At 37.5% G+C, this 18,638-nt stretch carries 15 protein-coding genes; 6 read left to right on the forward strand and 9 right to left on the reverse strand.

Features of this window, described 5'->3' with window-relative positions; all coding sequences use genetic code 11:
• The first annotated feature begins 66 nt into the window (after positions 1-66).
• The 4 genes from JAZ75_RS05855 to JAZ75_RS05870 all read left to right on the forward strand — a co-directional run bounded on the left by JAZ75_RS05855 (position 67) and on the right by JAZ75_RS05870 (position 3,371).
• Entirely contained in the window at positions 67-762 is a 696-nt protein-coding gene (locus JAZ75_RS05855) for a hypothetical protein (RefSeq protein WP_208700565.1), read from the forward strand.
• The gene (locus JAZ75_RS05860; RefSeq protein WP_208700567.1) at positions 759-1,847 is read left to right on the forward strand and encodes a hypothetical protein; all 1,089 of its coding nucleotides are present in this window, start codon (positions 759-761) and stop codon (positions 1,845-1,847) included. The genes JAZ75_RS05855 and JAZ75_RS05860 overlap by 4 nt, the downstream gene beginning before the upstream one ends.
• Before the next feature lie 400 nt (positions 1,848-2,247).
• The gene (locus JAZ75_RS05865; protein WP_208700569.1) at positions 2,248-2,988 is read left to right on the forward strand and encodes a MauE/DoxX family redox-associated membrane protein; all 741 of its coding nucleotides are present in this window, start codon (positions 2,248-2,250) and stop codon (positions 2,986-2,988) included.
• A 26-nt stretch (positions 2,989-3,014) separates the two neighbouring features.
• On the forward strand, positions 3,015-3,371 hold the full coding sequence (locus JAZ75_RS05870) for a hypothetical protein (protein ID WP_208700571.1): 357 nt from the start codon (positions 3,015-3,017) through the stop codon (positions 3,369-3,371).
• 39 nt (positions 3,372-3,410) lie between these two features.
• Here the strand turns inward: JAZ75_RS05870 and JAZ75_RS05875 are convergent, their stop codons facing one another.
• From JAZ75_RS05875 to JAZ75_RS05885, 3 genes are read right to left on the reverse strand one after another with little or no spacing between them, the layout of a single operon-like run.
• Positions 3,411-4,766, reverse strand: a complete 1,356-nt coding sequence (locus tag JAZ75_RS05875) for a RagB/SusD family nutrient uptake outer membrane protein (protein WP_208700573.1) — start codon at positions 4,764-4,766, stop codon at positions 3,411-3,413.
• Between the two features lie 17 nt (positions 4,767-4,783).
• The gene (locus JAZ75_RS05880; protein ID WP_208700575.1) at positions 4,784-8,011 is read right to left on the reverse strand and encodes a SusC/RagA family TonB-linked outer membrane protein; all 3,228 of its coding nucleotides are present in this window, start codon (positions 8,009-8,011) and stop codon (positions 4,784-4,786) included.
• Between the two features lie 8 nt (positions 8,012-8,019).
• Complete coding sequence (locus tag JAZ75_RS05885) at positions 8,020-10,554, reverse strand: TlpA family protein disulfide reductase (protein WP_208700578.1); 2,535 nt, start codon at positions 10,552-10,554, stop codon at positions 8,020-8,022.
• A gap of 701 nt (positions 10,555-11,255) precedes the next feature.
• Here JAZ75_RS05885 and JAZ75_RS05890 point away from each other — a divergent pair.
• Positions 11,256-11,660: a helix-turn-helix domain-containing protein gene (locus JAZ75_RS05890; protein ID WP_208700580.1), complete on the forward strand. Its 405-nt coding sequence runs from the start codon at positions 11,256-11,258 to the stop codon at positions 11,658-11,660.
• 150 nt (positions 11,661-11,810) lie between these two features.
• Positions 11,811-13,322: an RNA-directed DNA polymerase gene (locus JAZ75_RS05895; protein WP_232789441.1), complete on the forward strand. Its 1,512-nt coding sequence runs from the start codon at positions 11,811-11,813 to the stop codon at positions 13,320-13,322.
• Between the two features lie 305 nt (positions 13,323-13,627).
• On the opposite strand, the gene JAZ75_RS05900 is transcribed toward JAZ75_RS05895, so the two are convergent.
• The 6 genes from JAZ75_RS05900 to JAZ75_RS05925 all read right to left on the reverse strand — a co-directional run bounded on the left by JAZ75_RS05900 (position 13,628) and on the right by JAZ75_RS05925 (position 18,570).
• Positions 13,628-13,888 carry a hypothetical protein gene (locus JAZ75_RS05900; protein WP_208700584.1) on the reverse strand — a complete coding sequence of 87 codons (261 nt, stop codon included), beginning with the start codon at positions 13,886-13,888 and terminating at the stop codon, positions 13,628-13,630.
• Between the two features lie 40 nt (positions 13,889-13,928).
• Complete coding sequence (locus JAZ75_RS05905; RefSeq protein ID WP_208700586.1) at positions 13,929-15,569, reverse strand: type I restriction-modification system subunit M; 1,641 nt, start codon at positions 15,567-15,569, stop codon at positions 13,929-13,931.
• Positions 15,538-16,662, reverse strand: coding sequence for an AAA family ATPase (locus JAZ75_RS05910; protein ID WP_208700588.1), 1,125 nt, complete (start codon positions 16,660-16,662; stop codon positions 15,538-15,540). Before JAZ75_RS05910 ends, JAZ75_RS05905 begins: the two co-directional genes overlap by 32 nt.
• Before the next feature lie 7 nt (positions 16,663-16,669).
• A complete protein-coding gene (locus tag JAZ75_RS05915) occupies positions 16,670-17,944 on the reverse strand; it encodes a restriction endonuclease subunit S (RefSeq protein ID WP_208700590.1) in 1,275 nt (424 codons plus the stop codon).
• A 109-nt stretch (positions 17,945-18,053) separates the two neighbouring features.
• Entirely contained in the window at positions 18,054-18,236 is a 183-nt protein-coding gene (locus JAZ75_RS26170; RefSeq protein ID WP_410528620.1) for a PDDEXK nuclease domain-containing protein, read from the reverse strand.
• Positions 18,151-18,570, reverse strand: coding sequence for a DUF1016 N-terminal domain-containing protein (locus tag JAZ75_RS05925; RefSeq protein WP_208700594.1), 420 nt, complete (start codon positions 18,568-18,570; stop codon positions 18,151-18,153). The genes JAZ75_RS26170 and JAZ75_RS05925 overlap by 86 nt, the downstream gene beginning before the upstream one ends.
• Positions 18,571-18,638 lie beyond the last annotated feature (68 nt).

Here is an 18,638-nt window from a genome sequence, read left to right on the forward strand (position 1 = left end):
AGACATAATAGCTGTGTTTATGGGTAATTTTAATTCACAATAAACAAATGATATAAATCGCTGCATATGAGAATAATAAACAAAAATTTCAGCTTGTTCAGTCGCAATTATATACTTATCATACTAGCAGTCTTAGTCACATTGTATGGACTTTTTTTAGCATCAACATTCTATTTACAGGTCTACAGTATTGGCATCCTTGTTTTGCTGATTCCTTGTTTGGAGATTCGCAGTCATCAGGTCGTGATGCAACTTTTCTTTATTTTTTTTATCTGCATGATGATCAGCAGTATTTCAGTTTTTGATCGTCTGCCCTATAAGTTGCTATTGGTTTCACAGCCGTTTTGGAAAGCTTTACAATACGGAATAGCCTTAGCTTTAGGTCTATGTAGTCTTGCATATTTGTTATTTTATAAAAATACAAACCTGATCAAGATCTGCTGTATTCAATTTCCGATCATGATTATTACCTGCACCTGGTATATACGTATGATCCTGATCTTGAATAACTGTCAACATATACCAAATGCAAAATCGGTACACATTCCAGCAGTCGTGATCCAAAAATGCCCAGCCTGTTGTGATATTCATGAACTATGGTTTTCATTCCATCTTGACGGTAAAGATCACCATGTTTCTATGGATGTCAATCCCAGATTGCATGAGCGCAGCAAAGAAGGTGATACACTTATACTGCAGGTGCACCCAGGTACATACGGCTGGCCTTGGTACCATAAAGATATCAAAAGGAGGTATAAATGATCGTAAGTCTACAGTCCCTTACAATACAGGTAGAAACCCTCGAACGTCTACACGCGAAGGAAATACCATCTCGGTTATATTCCATTTCAGTAGCCTGTTCCGATAATTTTTCTGAGTCCTTGCACGCCTATCGTCAGGCGGGTAGCGTCGATACCGGTCGTCAGGCGGTACGCTTATACCACACGCAATTACTTCGTCTGCACCAGAAACTCAATGGCTTCTGTTTGGATCGAAATATAGAAGATCGCAGTGCTTTATCAGCCCTAGAAGAACTGCTCGAGCGGATTGAATTTCTGTTTAAAAACGATATCGATCCCAGTACAGCGCTTCCTAGTCATTATCGCAACAAGATCAGGACATATGTCGATAATCATATCCAAAGCATATTTGACAGATTAGCAAATAAGCAGATCCCTCAGGTATACCTGGACGAAATCCTTTCCGCGATTAACAGTCTTTTTGAAGAAGGTAAGATCCCTTATATCCAATATCGGCACCAAGATTATATCATCCAGTTTGTGGATGCACTGCACCAACTGGCCAAAGACGACCGCAACAATAAAAACTGGCAATTTCGCTTTTTGGTATTGATGATCAACTTCAATTTTAACCATATGGGATTTTTCAACCGCTGGAAAGAAATGTATATGGACGATCCATCGTTTATGGAGGGGATGTTGCGCTTTCCCAAACATTTCTCCTGTATTCGGGGCTTTGCTTACAATAACAATAGCACCAGTTTACTCAAACTGATGTGCGAATATGTACAAACAGAAACCAGCCGGACAAACAATTTAGCTTTAGATCAAACAGAACAATACCTCCATAGCAACTTGAATGGCAAAGAACTTAAGATCTGGATGCATCTCTGTGTCAAAGCCAAAATCACGCAATCACCAGAAAAAAAAGAAGTTGCCAGTGAATTTTCTAAATTGGTTAAAACCAGAGAAGGAACATTACTATCTCCCCATAGCCTGACCAAAATGGATAAAAGTGCCGAATATGATGCAGCGGTCAGCGTACAACGAAGATTAAAAGCGATGCTGAAGGAATTGGACGATAGTTTTCCAGATTTAAACAGATAAGTATAAAAAAGTAGGGGTATACCCCCATTACCCCTACACCAACCGGTCAGCTAATCCTTAAAAACAAGCTCCAGCTGTCTGTAGAGCTGATTATAAAATACAGGGTAAAAAGCCCCGTTTCCTACACACTACCCCTCTACCCCACTTTAAATACCATTTGAGCCCTATATCGGGTATAGAATACCCTATTCACTGCCCCTACGCAACGCCATTATCCGATTTATCTTTGTTTTGAAGCGTACGAATAAGCAGAAGCTGACGCTTAAACAGGTCGCCCCGTCACAACGGGGAGTAAAGGACAGTGGCGCCCTGTTTTTAAAAATAAATAGTAAAACGCCTGCTATAAATAGTAACGGTTAGGAAATAAATAGTAAAACAGCATAAATAAATAATTGATGCTATGGACACTAATAAAAACATCAATATAATATATGGGCTACTACGGATAGTGATGCTCCTTTTTTGGATCTATGTCGGTATAGACAAAGTATGGCAGCTCAATGCTTTTAAGATCGCACTAACACAGCAGCCCATTATCAGCTATTTTGCACCTGTACTTTTCTGGTTACTGCCGGTATTAGAAGTAAGTCTAGGCTTATTGTTAGCATTTCCATCACAGAAAGTACAGTCTTGGGGCTGGAAAGCTTCAATCCTACTTATTTCAGTCTTTACAGTCTATATCGCGTTAGGTGTATTAAATGTATATGAGCAGAAACCATGCATGTGCAGCAGCTTTTTGAGCAACGTCTCTTGGAACACACATCTCGTGATCAACAGCGTTATCCTAGCTTTATCGATACTTGGATGGGTAATAAATAAATCTTCCATTAAACACACGCAAAAGACAGGCTTAGATGGTAAAACCAGCATTGCGCTACTACTGATCGGCTTTCTTGCCATTGGTTCCTATACCTACAATAGTGCAACCCGTATCCGAACAATAAATCATTGGCATACACCAGACAGCCTCTATGATCAAGAGCATAATACCGTCATGAGCCCCTTAAAAGGCTTACTGGCGTCCACATATGATTGGTACTTAGAACCGTACCGACAATTTTTTACCAAAGGTTTGCAGGCCGGTACAATTACTAACCCGTTATTGGTCTGCAATACAGAAAGGAGGATAGCAGTATGCTAACCAAATTTTTAAACAATTATGGCTACATGATATTAGGAGGAGCCATGATTTTCGGTTTTTCAGCATTTAAAAGTGCTGAGGTTTATTCAGGGAAAAAATTAAGCCCTGTAATGGTTTATTTTCATGGTGATGTAACCGACCCAGCTGAGGTTGCGGACGAATCACTTTGGACAACTACGCCAAATGAAGGTAGTTGTAACAATGTAAATCAGCAAGCTTGTTCACAAGAAGTAGATGAGCTTGATCTAAATTCAAATGACGAAATAAATCCGTCGAAAATTCAACTTGGAGCTACTTCTACTCCACAAGGCTATATCCCAACTAGAACAGGCGGGACGAGCACATCACTTTTCAAACCTATCAATAAAGGAGCTACTCCCTAAAAGAATAGGTAAATAGAAGCGGCCCATCTGGGCCGCTCCTTATTTTGGGTTTTGTGGCATTCCCGTCTCTGCTATAATATCCATAGGTAACGGCAATGCAAATCTATTTTCGTTAGCTTTTAACATATAATCCTTTCCGGCTATACTCCTTTTTATACTAATATCAGCCCCTTCCTTATTCAATCGCTTGATATCAATCCACCTCAATCCTCTAAATACCAATTCCTTTCTTCTCTCATTTAATATGACCTGCAATACAGCCTTAGTATCTTCTAACATTATTGGTATAAATGTTCCTGTACTAAAACGGCTCTGCAACAATTTATTTAGATCCAACAGTGCGTCACTTGCACGTCCTGCTCTTGCCAGGCATTCTGACCGTGTCAACAGCATTTCATCCGTTGCAATACCTGCAAATAATACTGATCCGGAAGAATAACTTCCAACGAAAGACATATAGTCATCTGACATACTTTTAAAGTAAGCCTTTTTTCTTAAATCATTTTCATTATAAGAACGATACAATAAAGTATCAACTAAAGTTGAATTCTGAGCAATCAGACCGTTAGGACTCATTTCCATATAACTATCTGTTTCATGATTAAACTGTGAAAATGAATACTGCTTACTCCAATCTACATGAGACTGATCATTAAAATCGAGTAGACCGTTCTTTTGTAAAAGATATAAATCAGCATATTTCAATGCTTCATCGTACTTGCGCATAGAAAGAAAAGTACGTGCCAGCATACCGTTAGCACTTATTTTACTCGGTCGCATCACATGACTTGTATTATTGGGCAGCAACCGTTCTCCTTCTATTAAATCTGCTATTATCCGATCGTAACATTGTTGAACAGAGGCTCTAGATGAGAGTTCATTAAAATCCGAGGAGCCCCGCAGTACAATACCCAGTTCATTAACAGCTGTATTAGGGTCATAAGCTTTCGCAAAGGTCCATACCAAACTGAGATATTGAACTGACCTAAAAAACAAAGCAGTTCCCTTTATGTTATCGTACATGATTCCATTTTCGGGTTTTCTTTCAATTTTCTTAAGCTCATCAAGTACCAGATTGCAATTATATACTGTTAAATAAGCTCGGTCCCAATCATTTCCATACGTGTACTCATAGTTGTCCCATAGATAAAACTTTCGCCAATCTTCACTCATTGCATTAAATGTACCTGCAGTCAAAAAATAATTATCAGAAGCCGCCTCGCCCATTGCACAGATATTGCTATTGATGTAATTGGATCCATCCAATATCTTCTGTAAACTTTCTAAATTGTTGGGTACAACAAAAGTACCGTTTGATTTAACATCAAGATATTTATTGCATGAAGCAAGCAGGGACAATAATATTATTGCGTTAAAAATCATTAATCGGTTCATCTTCTATATTATTATGGTTAATAATCTACTTTAAATCCAATGGAGTAAACAGCCTGAGGAGATAATTTATAGGGGAACTCAGGATCTATCCCCAATTGGTTGGAGGTCCACAGGACACCCAGATTAGACGCATTGAAATATAACATCATTTTAGACTTTCGGCTATTGATAGTAATTTCTCTGTTCCAGCCAAGAGAGATATATTCCAAACGCAAATGATCAGCTTTCAGAATATTGATATCTGCGCCTTGATAGAATGAATCTGAACCGGATAATACAGGATAATTCATTTTGGGAACATTTGTACGCTGCTCATCTCCCACCTGCTTCCACCGATGTTCAAAATCAGGATAAGCCTGTCCCCGTTGGAATAAACTGGCATATGATGTAACAGGCTTACGGAAATAATAGTCACCCATATAGCTCATGTTAAAAGATACTTCCATATTCTTCCATGAAACGGTATTTATTATATTGCCAAAAAGTTGAGGTTTTGCAGAGCCAACAAACACGATACTATTGTTATCTTCAGGACGTAAAGAAATTGAGTTTCTGATCGCCGAATAATTTGTACTTGCGATACCATCCAACAGTCCTTGTCCTCTCCCTTCTGCATCAAGCCCCATCCATTTGAAACCTCCGAGTCCATTTAACGGATAGTCCACCATCGGTGTAATTTCACTTCCGTCCGTCATCAGGTTTAACAGACTATTTCCATTGGCATTAAAATATTTAGTGGTTTTATTCTTGTTTATACTCAACAGTACCCGCGATGACCATTTTACAGTTCTATCTATATTCAGGGTATTCAAAGACATGTCCAATCCTTTTCCCTGCATAGAAGCAACATTCTTGGTTATAGTACGCTGATAGCCCCAAGCGGTGTAGTCGTAATCTGTGAGGCCATAAAGATCTTTACCCGTTTTGAGGTACCAGTCCATTGAACCATTAATTCTTCTATTGAATAACGCAAAATCAATTCCCACGTTAAATGTTGCAATTTTCTCCCATCGCAGTGAAGGATCATTCAGTGAAGCAATAACCACTGTCGGAAAACGGGTATAAGGATCCACTGCAACCGTACCAACAGGATCACGTGTTTTTCGAAGGTCTACATTCCCACTGGTACCATAAGTTGTCCTCAGTTTTAGCTGGTCCACAGTATGATTAATATGTTTAAAAAATTGTTCCTTACCCAGATCCCAAAAGATGCCCGTGGACCAAAGAGGTGACCACTTATCATTTGTTGAAGCACCAAACACATTTGCACCGTCCTTTCGAAAACTTCCTGAAAGACCATACCTATCTTGCCACGTATAACTAAAATTAGCATATACAGAGACAAATCTATTATTACTGTATTCGTAAGTAGGTGCTCCTGTTATTGTCCTGCTTGTATTGGTAGGAACGATTTTAAATCGGGTCACATAATCGACCGGATTGGACATCAACGGATCATCATAATATCCATATGAAGTTGACGCATTCCCTTCAATCTTATTTTCGCGTATTTCTGCCCCGATCACACCGACAATTCGGTGCTTATTTATTATCTTATTAACATTTATCTGTGACCGCAAGGTATAAGATGTCCCATTGGAGGTATTATTGCCCAAAATTCCGCCCACAGGAACATTGTATTTAACAGTTCCCGTCTGTTGGTTTACTTCACTGTACTGATTAATGGCTCTTCTAGCAAGATAACTATGCTCATCATCCAGATTTCTTTTGTCTATTCGCTGATTTTGGTACTGACCTGTCAGATTTAACGCTAAAAATGAGGATAATCTGTATCGAATTGCCAATGTGGAAAATAGCTCCCGCAACTTGGCATTACTTGTAGCATGTTTATAATCAGATAAGGGATAATATGACCAGTCCAGATAGCCTTTATGATAATTTTGATCCAAAAACAATTTTCTGTATTCTTTTTCAAGAGGAACCTCCTCTGCATCGGGTCCATAAAAACTCAGGTAAGGTACAGTCTTACTATTATAAGTAAGCGTGCTCAATGCAGGTTTTCCAGACTCCGAATGCTGGTCGGTTAAAAGTAACGAAACATCAACCTGAAGCCGGTCTGTTGGTCTGAAACTATTATTCATCTGAACATTTAATTTCTTGTTCAGCGCTTCAAGTTCCGTTGATTTATGCGTATAACCTAAGCCAAATCCATAACTATACAATTGATTCCCACCATTTACGTTCAAAGCATATTGCTGAACAATTGGGTTAGAGAGAAAACTGTTGCTATAATGCTGTGTTCCATTTTGTCTTTTATAATAATCTGTCCACCTTAGTGAATCACTTTCTGTGATAAGCCCTCTGCTTCTTTTGTCCAGAAGATCCACATATGGAGTTACTGCTATATACTTAGTTGTATTTAAAGCATTTTTATAATAACCATTTTGATACAGCATCTTTTCAATGTCCATAAAAGTGCTATTGTCTACTGTGTAAAGGCTCTGGTAATCAGGTTTATTTTCAATGGAAAAGGTCGAATTAAAAGTTGTTCTCGTACTCCCGTCCCGCGATGCCCCCTTCTTAGTTGTAATAACAATAACACCATTTCCAGCTCGAGCTCCCCAGATAGAGCTAGCTGCCGCATCTTTGAGAATAGAGATCTGTTCGATACTGTTCGGATCGATGTTATCCATATTACCCTCATAAATAAACCCATCCAATACGATTAAAGGATCCAAACTACCATTGATTGTGCTGAGGCCACGGACAGAAATATTCAATTTATTAAGATCGGAATTTTGAACCGGCTTATTGTCATATCGAAAAGCCGGAACGATATTACGGAGCCGCTGTAAGATATTTGTTCCTGTCTGTTGATTGAGCATTTTGTTCGATACTACATCCACAGATCCTGTCAATTCATTCGGTTTAAGACTTTGATAACCGGTATTCACTACCGCCTCTTCTAAATACTGATCAAGCCTTTCCAAGAAAAGTTCATTTGATTTTTTGAAATAATCGGATGGTATGGTCCTTCCTTTATAACCTACAAAACTTACGACTAAGGAATCTACATTTTTAAATAGTGATAAAGCTATCTGCCCCTTAAGGTCAGACTTTGCCAGGAATACGCCTCCTTTGGCCCTGAAAGTAACACCGATCAAAATTTCACTACTTTCTTGATCTCTCACCGACCCATATTCGCTGGAATTATTCTTTTGGGCCATGGAAAGATTTGTCAACAAAGTAAGCATCAACACAATTATACTATATACCGATTTCATATTAAGCGTTATTTAAGTGAATAGATATATGGGAACTCCCTTTTCTCTCTTACGCGCGTCAACACTATTCCCCGTTCCTTAAGAAATGCTACTTTTTGGCTTTCCGTCCAATTAATAAAACCTTTGGGCAAAGTGATATCAATCTTGAAAGATTCTTTCGAAAATTTATACATTGGAAGATCCAGATAACAGAATAGATTTCGCAGGAAAAAGTCAATCGGGACATTCTGGTACACACTTTCTTCGTCCAGCTCCTGAATCCGGATTATTCTCATTTTCCCTTTTGTCTGAATCTTATTTATTGCTGTGTTAAAAGAAATCTGATAAAGGGCTGCCGTATCTGTTTTACGCTGTACCCCCACTTCGAAATATCGCATGAAATCTTGCCTGGCAAACTTTTTAGCTCGATCTTCGGAGATAACAGCATTCTTGTATAATTGGTACCAATACGTATTTTCAGATGAAGTTGTGAAAAGCTTCTGTTTAAAATTTTGCCCAAGCTGTGGATCAAAAACATAATCATTCCAGGAGAAACCGTCCAGCTCCTCCATAAAAAGATAGCTTAGAAAGTTTTGTAATGATAAATTTCCCATCTGCATCAAGGAGTTTTCATTAGGATGGCTTATCCCGGGGCCGACCGGTAGATAATGTGGTCTCTTCTTCGAAAGGGATGAACTATAACTTAAACCCACTGTATCTGTTATCACATCATTATAATCTCTCGATAAATTGACATATGAACCGATATGTTCGAATGGATTACTATTTTCATAAAGTACTCTGTTTAAGTTTCTGTCGGTAAGCGCTCCACCGGTAGTTGCTAAAAACTTTCCATCGCCGCTTAATATCGCCTGCGAGGGAAGCGTGTTATGTTCAAACAACCTCGTAAACACGGTGTCATCCAATAGTGTAGCCAAGCGGGGCGTATAGTTAAAATCTTCTCTATATTTTTTAAAACGATTTTTAATTCGCTCAGGTGTATCCCTATTTCGCTTACTATTGACCATGATGATTTCGACCTTACCCTTAAATCGATCCTGTATCAGCTCCATATTTGGTATACCTTCTATACAGGCCGCGCATCCCGTAGACCAAAAATCCAATATGATCAACTTTCCTTTCAGATCTGAAAACTTGATTGTTTTCTTTTTACCATCAAAATAGTTTAGTTCCAATGTTTGGTTCCAAACAGCATCGGGGATCTTGTCTCCGGGCTTTAGCGCCATAAGATGAGATAACCCATCAGCCCCGCTGTCCTTGCGGGGCGTCTGAGCTGATAAACTAAACATAGAAACCATCAGGACTAATAGCGAATAAGTTCTGATGCTCTTCAATTCCATTAAAAAACAATCAAGAAGATTGAAAAACATAAGGACTAGTAAAGAATAAATCCTTATATTCCTCAATGCGTTGAAAGAAATACCCATCAATTTTCGAAACTCATAAACAACCCACTCACTGCCAGTATCGTGAACACTACTTAACATGTTATTTAACAGGAGTTTTAAGCGATTTACAGGGCTATTAAAGCAAAAGCACATCTTAACCCAGCTTAATAATTTTAGATGCTTAAAAACGCTCGTTTGAAATGAAGCACCTTTAGCGTATAGATCAAGTATGGATGAAGCAGGTATAAAGTGTTGATAGTGCGTTATTAGTGTGTAAACGGATACCGTTTTACGCACTATCCATGCTTTATCTATGCATATGCAACGCATTACGGACGCTTGATCTACGCTTCGCCCATTGAAGTACGGGGCTTCACCAGATGTCGCCTTCAAGACGGCATTCAAGCTACTGCCGTTAGTATCTATTTGGTAGCTCTCCAGTACATCTCCAGTACCTTTCCGGTACCACTTCAGTAGGGCGTTAGTGAATAACCTGTAAACTGACCGTACCTTCAGAATGATTTTAGCAAGTACATTATTAAAAAAAATCATAAAAAAAGCAAAGCCATCTGTTCGAACCTTATTCGCACTTTCTTTTAACCTTCTTTTACCCCTGTAGTAAGTTTCCCTGTAGTTGCAAAGTACTTGCAAAGCAGCTGCACCGTCCTTTTCCTGGTGCAGGGACGGGAGAGGTACGGTGCACATACGTTGCAACGACGGCCGGAGGTAAAACAAGGTCCGAACCCGGTTAGGAGAAAGTATATAGCGGGCATTGAACACATCGTCAAATTGGTTAGCCTTAGTACCAATCTTGAGATCTTGTGTTTGTATTTCTAAAGGTATTCCTGTATTAGGAATACCTTTCTTCACCTTTTCTTCTAACCATTTTCTCCTTCCACTTAAGTTTTCATCGACTTGGCCTCGGGATTTCATCGACTGGGCCCGATGAAATCCCGAGGCCAAGTCGAAGCCCAGTCGAAGAAACTTAGAAGTTGGTGTCAATTTGATTAGAATAAAGTTTCCAGAAAGTAAAGAATTCTGTTTTAGCACTTGGCTAGTACACTTGCGGTATAAGTTGCAAGCGTACTTGGCCAGTGCCCGGTAGATGGAGGGTACATATGTTTTGACTTGCGTCAGTAATTTTAGTGCTTTCATAATTTATTTGTTAATGGTTTTTTGAAAACAGCTTAAAAACATCGAAGATTTTTAAGCTGTTTAAAACCGCAACCTATAAGCATAGCATCCCCTGTCCGATAGAAATCAGATGCTTCAGGGTCTAGTATGACTCAACGGTCACAAAGACTAGTAAATAGTTAATAAAAGATTCAGATCGCGTTTGAAAGAAGAAATCATAAGGTTATATATCGGCATCACGCAATCCGCAGTTGTAAGGGCCAAATCTTATCTGGCGAAGCCGGCCGAGCTACTCGGGGGCGGTGATAATGTTTTTGATTGTTGTTTTTTTCATGTACTCGTTTTATGGGATAACGAGTCTATCTGTAGATATAGAAATCAACAATGGCGTGACATCCAACCTACCGCTTATGAGGCCCTGAGAAGCCCTTGGAACGAGTAAGCGGACGCCACGCCATTACTGACGGGCGTTTGATTCCACTTAGCATCTTGTCCAAATTTGAAATTTCTCAGGTTTCATAAGCAAGACTCATAAATGCATCCACCGATTATGATGGTGCAAATCTATTATATTTTAACTTCTTATACAATCTTATATTTATGTCTATTTTAGTATATTTGGGTTTATCTTTACAAAGATTTAAAATTTAGGTTAATAAACAAACACTATTTAGTTATATTCACATAACTGGAAGTTATAAATAGTTATATTTAATTGTACTATGACAACAGGGACAAAAATAAGGTTACTAAGAGAAAAAAACGGCTGGGGACAGGATGTATTGGCCAACAAACTAAATATCTCACAACCTGCAATTTCTAAAATTGAATCTGATCAAACTAAACTTTCATGGGATCATGCTGAAGCCTTAGCAAAAATTTTTGAAGTTGATCCTGAGTATTTTTTTGACTCAAAGGTTAGTAATTTCATTTCTAACAATCAAAAAGTAAATCAATTATATAATTCTGAATATCATGATAATAATATAGAGTTTATTAAAGGACTCTACGAAGCGCAAATAAATTCAAAAGATCAATTACTTGAAGAACGCTATGAACGAATAGCTGACCTAAAAAAACAGATTGAGGAGTTAAAGGCTGAATTGGTTATTTTAAGGAAGGTATAGTGTATCTTTTTTTATGAAATATTACAATATTCCCCCTATATCACAACATTGGTCTGACTACATAAAATAAAAATGATTGTAAAACAATAATAAAGAAATCATCTCAGATTTATTACTAAACAAATTAAAACAAGCTCTGTTTTGAGAAAAATGAGACGATACCTTGATTATATCAATGAGATATCTCCTGCTGAACTATATGAAGGCTTAGTTGGATTTGGTCTCTTCGCAGAAAGAATTCCCAATTTCCTTGCTAGCAAAGCATTTTTAGATTATACTAGAACTTTAAAATTGCCTCTAAAAATTAAATCTAAAGATTATATTAGATTTTCTAGCATGAGAAATATTAACGTTCCGCGATCTATGGCAATACCAGAACCTTTCGCATATGCTAACCAATGTCATGCTCTTTCAGAAAATTGGATAGAGATACAAAATCATTTCGAAGAAAAGACTAAAAATGATGGCTATAAGATAAGTAGAATTCATATAAGAAAACTTCACAATAAGTCGCCATTGTTTGAAATGAATTATAAAAATTTTGATAAGGATGGTGCTCCTGAACAAGATATATTAATAAAAAGTAAATATATAGTAGAGGCAGATATTTCAAATTGTTTTCCGAGTATATACAGTCATGCGATCTCTTGGGCTTTGATTGGAAAAGAGTCTGCCAAAATAAATAAAACTGATAAAACACAATGGTATAATAATTTAGATTATCATATCATGAATGTAAAATATGGTGAAACAAGTGGATTACTAATAGGTCCACATTCATCAAATCTTATTGCTGAGATAATCCTTGTTTCAATTGACAGTGAAATGATAAAACAAGGTTTTAAATATATTAGAAATATCGATGACTACCAGTGTTACGCTGAAACTCATGAACAAGCTGAAAGATTTTTAGTTAGCCTCTCAGACGAATTAGCAAAATTCGAATTGTCATTAAATCATAAAAAATCGAAAATATGTTCTCTTCCAAAGGCTAATGTTAGAAATTGGGTAACTAAACTTAATCATTTCTATTTTACCAACACATATAATTTCGAAGAAAAATTGGGTTTGAGAGTTAAAGAACTTAAAGGCTATCTTGATTTTGCAGTAGAAGTAATGCTTGAAAATAATAACGATGCTGCAGTTTTGAATTACGCAATTAAGAGTCTTTCAGATAAATATCTTGGGGCAAATGCTAAAAATTATTTTCAAAAACAGATACATCACTTGGTGTTATTATATCCTTATCTAACAGGCATATTAGAAGAAAAAGTATTTGATCCTCATTCAATACCTAACTGGGTAATAAAAAGTATTGCAAAAGACTTATTTGAACTAGGAATCAGCAAAAGGCTTTTCGATGCTTGCTCATACGCTGTTTTTTGGGCCTTGAAGTATAATTTTGAATTAGGAATAGATAATTTAAAAAATTTAGCAATTGATTCAAATGACTGCATCTTTCTACTTATTTGCTACCAATATGATAAAGCAACTCAAAAAAAAGGATATTTAAAAGAATATAAAGATCATGCTATAACTTTGAAAAAATTGGATTTTGACAGATATTGGTTATTTATATATGAGGTTCTACCATGGTCAGATCTGACAGATAATTACAGGTTAATGAAAAAAGAAGGAATTTCCTTCTTAAGAGATCTATAATTATATTTTTTAGTATCGTTCGCTAATATATTTTCTAAAAAACAGATTTGAATATCATTCTTTTTGATTTATTTTTTTCGAAATTACCTAATACTTATATCGCTAATCAAGTACATTTTCATAACCTCAATATCCTCAACCTATATTTTAAGAAAAAATAAGTTAAAGATATTAAGGTTATTAGATTTCGCACTTTACATCAAAATTTCCACAATTTATCTCTGTTATAATTTATTCTTACTTTCCAGAAAGTACTGAAAATTTCTCTTTGCAAAATCATTTCCTGATCTTTAAAAAATCAACAATTATGCTTCCCCTTCATTCTTAAATCCTCCAACTACTATCTCTACTTGATAATTTGTAGCTAGGTTTTCAAATGTTGATCCAAAATTTAAGCTATCACCTTTACCGCCGGTTTGAGGGACAATACGTCCCGCGATGGACAAGTTATAGAAATTATTTTCAGCATCATATTCCTCTATCTCTAAGATCTCTTTATTGTTATGAATGTTCCTAACCAATGATCCTATTGATAATTGATCTCTACTTACAATTCTTTCATACATAGTTCAAAAAATTAAAGTTAATAATATAAGATGCATTTATTTATGAGATCGTTGGTAAACCTAACTCTTTCAAAAATGCATTATGTTTAGCAGTAGCTTCTTTTATTCGTTCATCTATTTGGCCTAATTTATCATTCACTTTCTTCAAGTCAATCTGCTCTTCCGCCACCGATGTGCTAACATAACGAGAGATATTGAGGTTATACCCATGCTTCTTGATCTCTTCCATCGGGACACGACGAGCATAGCGTTCAATTTTTTCAGGGCGAGTGATATAAGTGTCCACTATCGTCCGTATATCATTAGGTTCACCATTTTCACCTTCACGCAAACGATTTTGACGCTTGCCCTTAGCATAATTTTCACTGGCATTTATAAACAGAACGTCATCGTATTTTTTACACTTCTTTAAGATGAGGATACACACAGGTATACCAGTAGAGAAAAACAGGTTAGACGGCAAACCAATCACCGCATCAATATGATTATCCTTCAAAAGCTTGGTACGGATACGTTCCTCCGCCCCTCCCCGAAATAAAACCCCATGCGGGAGGATAATAGCCATCGTCCCCTCTTTTGACAAGAAATGAAAACCATGTAATAGAAACGCAAAATCAGCGGCTGACTTCGGTGCTAGACCATGGCTCTTGAAACGGAAGTCGTCGGCAAGGGTGTCATTAGGTTCCCAACGTAAGCTAAACGGTGGATTTGCGACTATCGCATCAAACTCCATTTTCTTGGCTGGATTCATCTCGTTCAATAGATCCCATTCATTCAGTAAAGTATCCCCATGATAAATTTCAAACTCTGTATCCTTTACACCATGCAGAAGCATATTCATACGGGCAAGGTTGTAAGTGGTGATATTCTTTTCCTGCCCGTAAATTTTACCGATACTTCCTTCTTTCTTTGGTCCCTTGATCTTTTCCCGTACATTGAGCAACAATGAACCAGATCCGCAGGCAAAGTCCAACACATTATCTAGTTTTCTCTTCTTTCCCTTTGTAGGATCTTGGCTATCTAAAGCAACTATTTCGGACAGGATGGTAGAAATGGGCTGTGGTGTATAGAATTCTCCGGCCTTCTTACCCGAGCCTGCGGCAAACTCACCAATCAGATATTCATACGCATCTCCCAACGTATCTGAATCACTAGAGAAATCAGCGATCCCCTCTGCGATACGAGTGATAATTGTGCACAGACGTTTATTCCGGTCGGTAGCTGTTTTCCCAAGCTTCTCTGAATTCAGATTGATTTCTGAGAACAAACCTTGAAAAGTACTGTCAAACGATTCGTTTTCGATATATCGAAATCCCTGATCGAGTGTTTGCAGCAACTGATTATCCTGCGTCCGTGCCAGTTCATAAATATATCCCCAAAGGTGATCTGGCTTAATCACATAATGCACCTTACGGCGCATCTGCTTTTCAAATTCCTCAACATCATTCGCATTCTGTTCGTACCATACAGATAGAGGATGTCGAGTATCATTTTCAACCATTTGTGGATAATCTCGGCCAAGCTCCTTCTTTACTGCTGTCTCGTAATTGTCTGACAAATAACGCAAGAAGAGAAATGAGAGCATATAATCACGGAAATCGTCCGCATTCATTGAACCTCGTAATTGATCCGCTATATTCCAAAGGGTCTTACCCAGCTGTTGTTGTTCCTTGTTTGTCATCTTGACTTTTTACTGTTTTTTCAACTAACATTTCCGGTAATTCAAATTGATATTTATCCAAAAATGCTTTTAATATCTTAATAAAAAGGTCCTTTGTATCGGGGCCCATTTCCTGTGGCTCGTATATAGAATACTTACCATGGCTCAGCAGATTCAGTGCGCGTGAATAGAGCACCTCATCCTCGATACCATATATACATTTAGAAAAATCATCGTAGCCAAAAAAGGTTCCTGTTTTCTCTAGAATGCTACGGAGCATATTGAAATGATATGTATTAATCTTTCCGCTTTCCATCACTTGCTTCAATTCGCTCAATATAGCGACATGATGAAAGAACGGAGTATCATCCGTGGCACGGAGGGTAAGTCCATCGTTACCGTTTTTGAGCAGAAAGTGCCTTTTACACCCATCATTTTTAAGTTCGTTACAGATCACATTGAAAAATAGGGCATGATGTGAAGATATGACCACTTTAACTTTGCCTTTTCCTTTTTTTAGTAAATGAGCAAGATCGCTTGCTACGGCGATAGCGTTATTATCGTCCAAAGAGGATATCGGGTCGTCTATATAGATGTATTTTACCCAGTTATAAGCTTCTGCTCCATCGATCGCCAGCTCACAGATCGAAAGAAATAAACACCAGATAAAGATGTTCTCCTCGCCACGAGAAATTTTGATATGCGTCGTCTCTTCCTTATTGAACGTTACCGTCCATTCGTCATAATCGATTTTAAAATCAAATTCGGCATAGCGCTCGAGATAAGCAAAAATTTTCTCTTCTAAGGCGAGCTCACGAAGGCCATTAAAAAATTTAGACTTACTATTAATCTCCAGCACTCGTTCTGTGTTATTGTCCAGATCGTTGTCCCAGGAAAACAGATCTTCTGTAAAGGCGTTGAAATAAAGCGTATCTGGTCCTGTACTACCTTTAAGCCTTTTCCCTCGTTCTTTAAACTCCATCGACAGACGTGTCTTCCCTGTACCGTTATAGGCGTACAACAACACGAAATGATTGTCATTGAGATCGTCCCGCAATCGTATAGCGAGTTTGTCCAGCGCTTTATACTTTGCTATTTTAGGTTTGGTACTCATTGACTATTCATTTAATAGCTGGAAATAGTTTCTGCATCAGTCCTTTTTTATGGATTTTTAGCTGTTCGATTTTGTCAGATTGCGCTACAATTAGCTCATCGAGTGAAGATAGGGTCTCGGCTATTCTTTGTTGTTCGTTAATTTCCGATGGTAAAAAGACTTTTATATCTTCAATTTGAAGAAAAGACAAATTAGGTGGTTCTTTACCTGCAATATTCTTATTAATGGTCTCCACCATTTTTGACATTTGTAAAAGATAATATACAAAACTGCTATTATTAGACGTTACGATTTTTCCTACACGTTGGTTTAGTAATGCATCATGAAATTTATCATCAACTTGCGCTAATTTAAGCCTCATATTTAAAATCGGTCGTGTTAAAGCTAAAACATAATCTCCTTTTTTGACTGTGAATTTTCGAAACTTTTCGATATAGATTTGAGGTAAATATGAAGGAACATCATCCTTCATTTGTTGAACACCCACGTCTGCAATTTTCAACCATCGAGCCCCAGATGAAACACTATCATCGCTTGAAAATGCAAAACCCTGAAAAATTGAAAAAACTTCTTTTAAAGGTTTCTCCTCCCACTCCCCGTAATCTTTAATCTCTGGAAACCGAAATTTTGGCACCTTCTCTCCTTCCTGCGGAAAAAGAACTTGCATCAATCCCTTTTTATAATCTTTAAGTACTTCCAGTTTTTCGGTATTTGCCGTAATCATTTCATTCAAAGATAAAAGGATTTCGGCGATCTTTTGTTGTTCAGATTCTGATGGTGCTGGTAAAACTACACTAAAGAACTCGTCTGCTTTAATGTTCAAAAGACCGTCCATTCTTGCACCACTTGTGATGAATTGCATTAATTGAATGCCGTGATAATTATTATCAAAATAGCCTTGAAAAAAATCACCAACGAAATTTGGCTTAAATCTAAAACTGATAAAAGCATTTGGAACGGCCACTTGTTTGAACTCTTTTAATTTGTAGATACAACCTTGCGGAAATCTTTTTGAATTCCCTTTGTTGTATGAGAATTCACCTTCATTTAGTACAATGTAATTTTTGTACTGGGCACCAGAAATATCTCGACTAAATTTTTCTGCTTGAGACACAAAACCAGTTCCTGCACTAATACTTGCAGTAGTAAGTTTTTTGCCGTTAACTTTTTCTTCTATACGTTCCGCGACTTCTCCCAATGTTTTCTCCTCCCACTCTCCATCATCCTTAAATTCCGGAAAGCGTAGTTCAGGTATATTTTTATGTTCGTTATGTTTAGTCATTATCCTCTATTGTTTCAATCAGTTTACGATTGCGTATCGCAATCATTTCTGCCAGTTCCTCTTCATTAGGCAATACCATTTTGTACTTCGAAGCAAACAGTTGCTTATTCTATTTTAAAACAGAATATTTGACAATGATTTCATCCTTCTGGGCACAAAGTATAATACCGATAGTCGGATTATCGTCCTCGCCTCTTTTCAATGCATCAAAAATACGAACGGACATATCCATCTGCCCAATATCGCCATGACTGAGCTTGCTTGATATAATAGTCCCGTTCGATGGGATCATCGATCCGTATAATAAAGCGGATATTTGTCCAGCTAAGATTCGCTACGCACTGCGTAACGGATTGTGAATTCTCTACGCGCTGCGTAGAGCATTGGCCAAACTCAGGGAACACTTGGTAGAATTGCCACATGTTCCACAAATTGGCTTCTGAAAAACCTTTACCTAATGCTTCTGACAAATACTTAGAAAGACACGCCACTATGAAATCTCCATAGCCTGCACGGCTATTGCCTTGCTGTTCTTGCTCCACAATACGCTTACCAATCTGCCAATAGGTTTGCACCATAATGGTATTGACCGCACGATAGGCTTGGCTCCGTGCCTGTGTAAGCAAATTTCTGATTTCGCTATAGAAGTTATGTTCGTTATTCGAAAGTTCCATATTCCGACGTGTTAAGTCTA

Source organism: Sphingobacterium sp. UDSM-2020 (genome assembly GCF_016132525.1).
Lineage (GTDB): Bacteria > Bacteroidota > Bacteroidia > Sphingobacteriales > Sphingobacteriaceae > Sphingobacterium > Sphingobacterium anhuiense.

Bases quoted from the DNA above. Each gene is read 5' to 3' on its own strand.
- JAZ75_RS05885 (WP_208700578.1), bottom strand. From the start codon at position 10,554: ATGAAAGCACTAAAATTACTGACGCAAGTCAAAACATATGTACCCTCC.
- JAZ75_RS05870 (WP_208700571.1), top strand. From the start codon at position 3,015: ATGATATTAGGAGGAGCCATGATTTTCGGTTTTTCAGCATTTAAAAGT.
- JAZ75_RS05875 (WP_208700573.1), bottom strand. From the start codon at position 4,766: ATGAACCGATTAATGATTTTTAACGCAATAATATTATTGTCCCTGCTT.
- JAZ75_RS05855 (WP_208700565.1), top strand. From the start codon at position 67: ATGAGAATAATAAACAAAAATTTCAGCTTGTTCAGTCGCAATTATATA.
- JAZ75_RS05915 (WP_208700590.1), bottom strand. From the start codon at position 17,944: ATGACTAAACATAACGAACATAAAAATATACCTGAACTACGCTTTCCG.
- JAZ75_RS05895 (WP_232789441.1), top strand. From the start codon at position 11,811: ATGAGACGATACCTTGATTATATCAATGAGATATCTCCTGCTGAACTA.
- JAZ75_RS05910 (WP_208700588.1), bottom strand. From the start codon at position 16,662: ATGAGTACCAAACCTAAAATAGCAAAGTATAAAGCGCTGGACAAACTC.
- JAZ75_RS05860 (WP_208700567.1), top strand. From the start codon at position 759: ATGATCGTAAGTCTACAGTCCCTTACAATACAGGTAGAAACCCTCGAA.
- JAZ75_RS05880 (WP_208700575.1), bottom strand. From the start codon at position 8,011: ATGAAATCGGTATATAGTATAATTGTGTTGATGCTTACTTTGTTGACA.
- JAZ75_RS05890 (WP_208700580.1), top strand. From the start codon at position 11,256: ATGACAACAGGGACAAAAATAAGGTTACTAAGAGAAAAAAACGGCTGG.
- JAZ75_RS05865 (WP_208700569.1), top strand. From the start codon at position 2,248: ATGGACACTAATAAAAACATCAATATAATATATGGGCTACTACGGATA.
- JAZ75_RS05900 (WP_208700584.1), bottom strand. From the start codon at position 13,888: ATGTATGAAAGAATTGTAAGTAGAGATCAATTATCAATAGGATCATTG.
- JAZ75_RS26170 (WP_410528620.1), bottom strand. From the start codon at position 18,236: ATGATCCCATCGAACGGGACTATTATATCAAGCAAGCTCAGTCATGGC.
- JAZ75_RS05905 (WP_208700586.1), bottom strand. From the start codon at position 15,569: ATGACAAACAAGGAACAACAACAGCTGGGTAAGACCCTTTGGAATATA.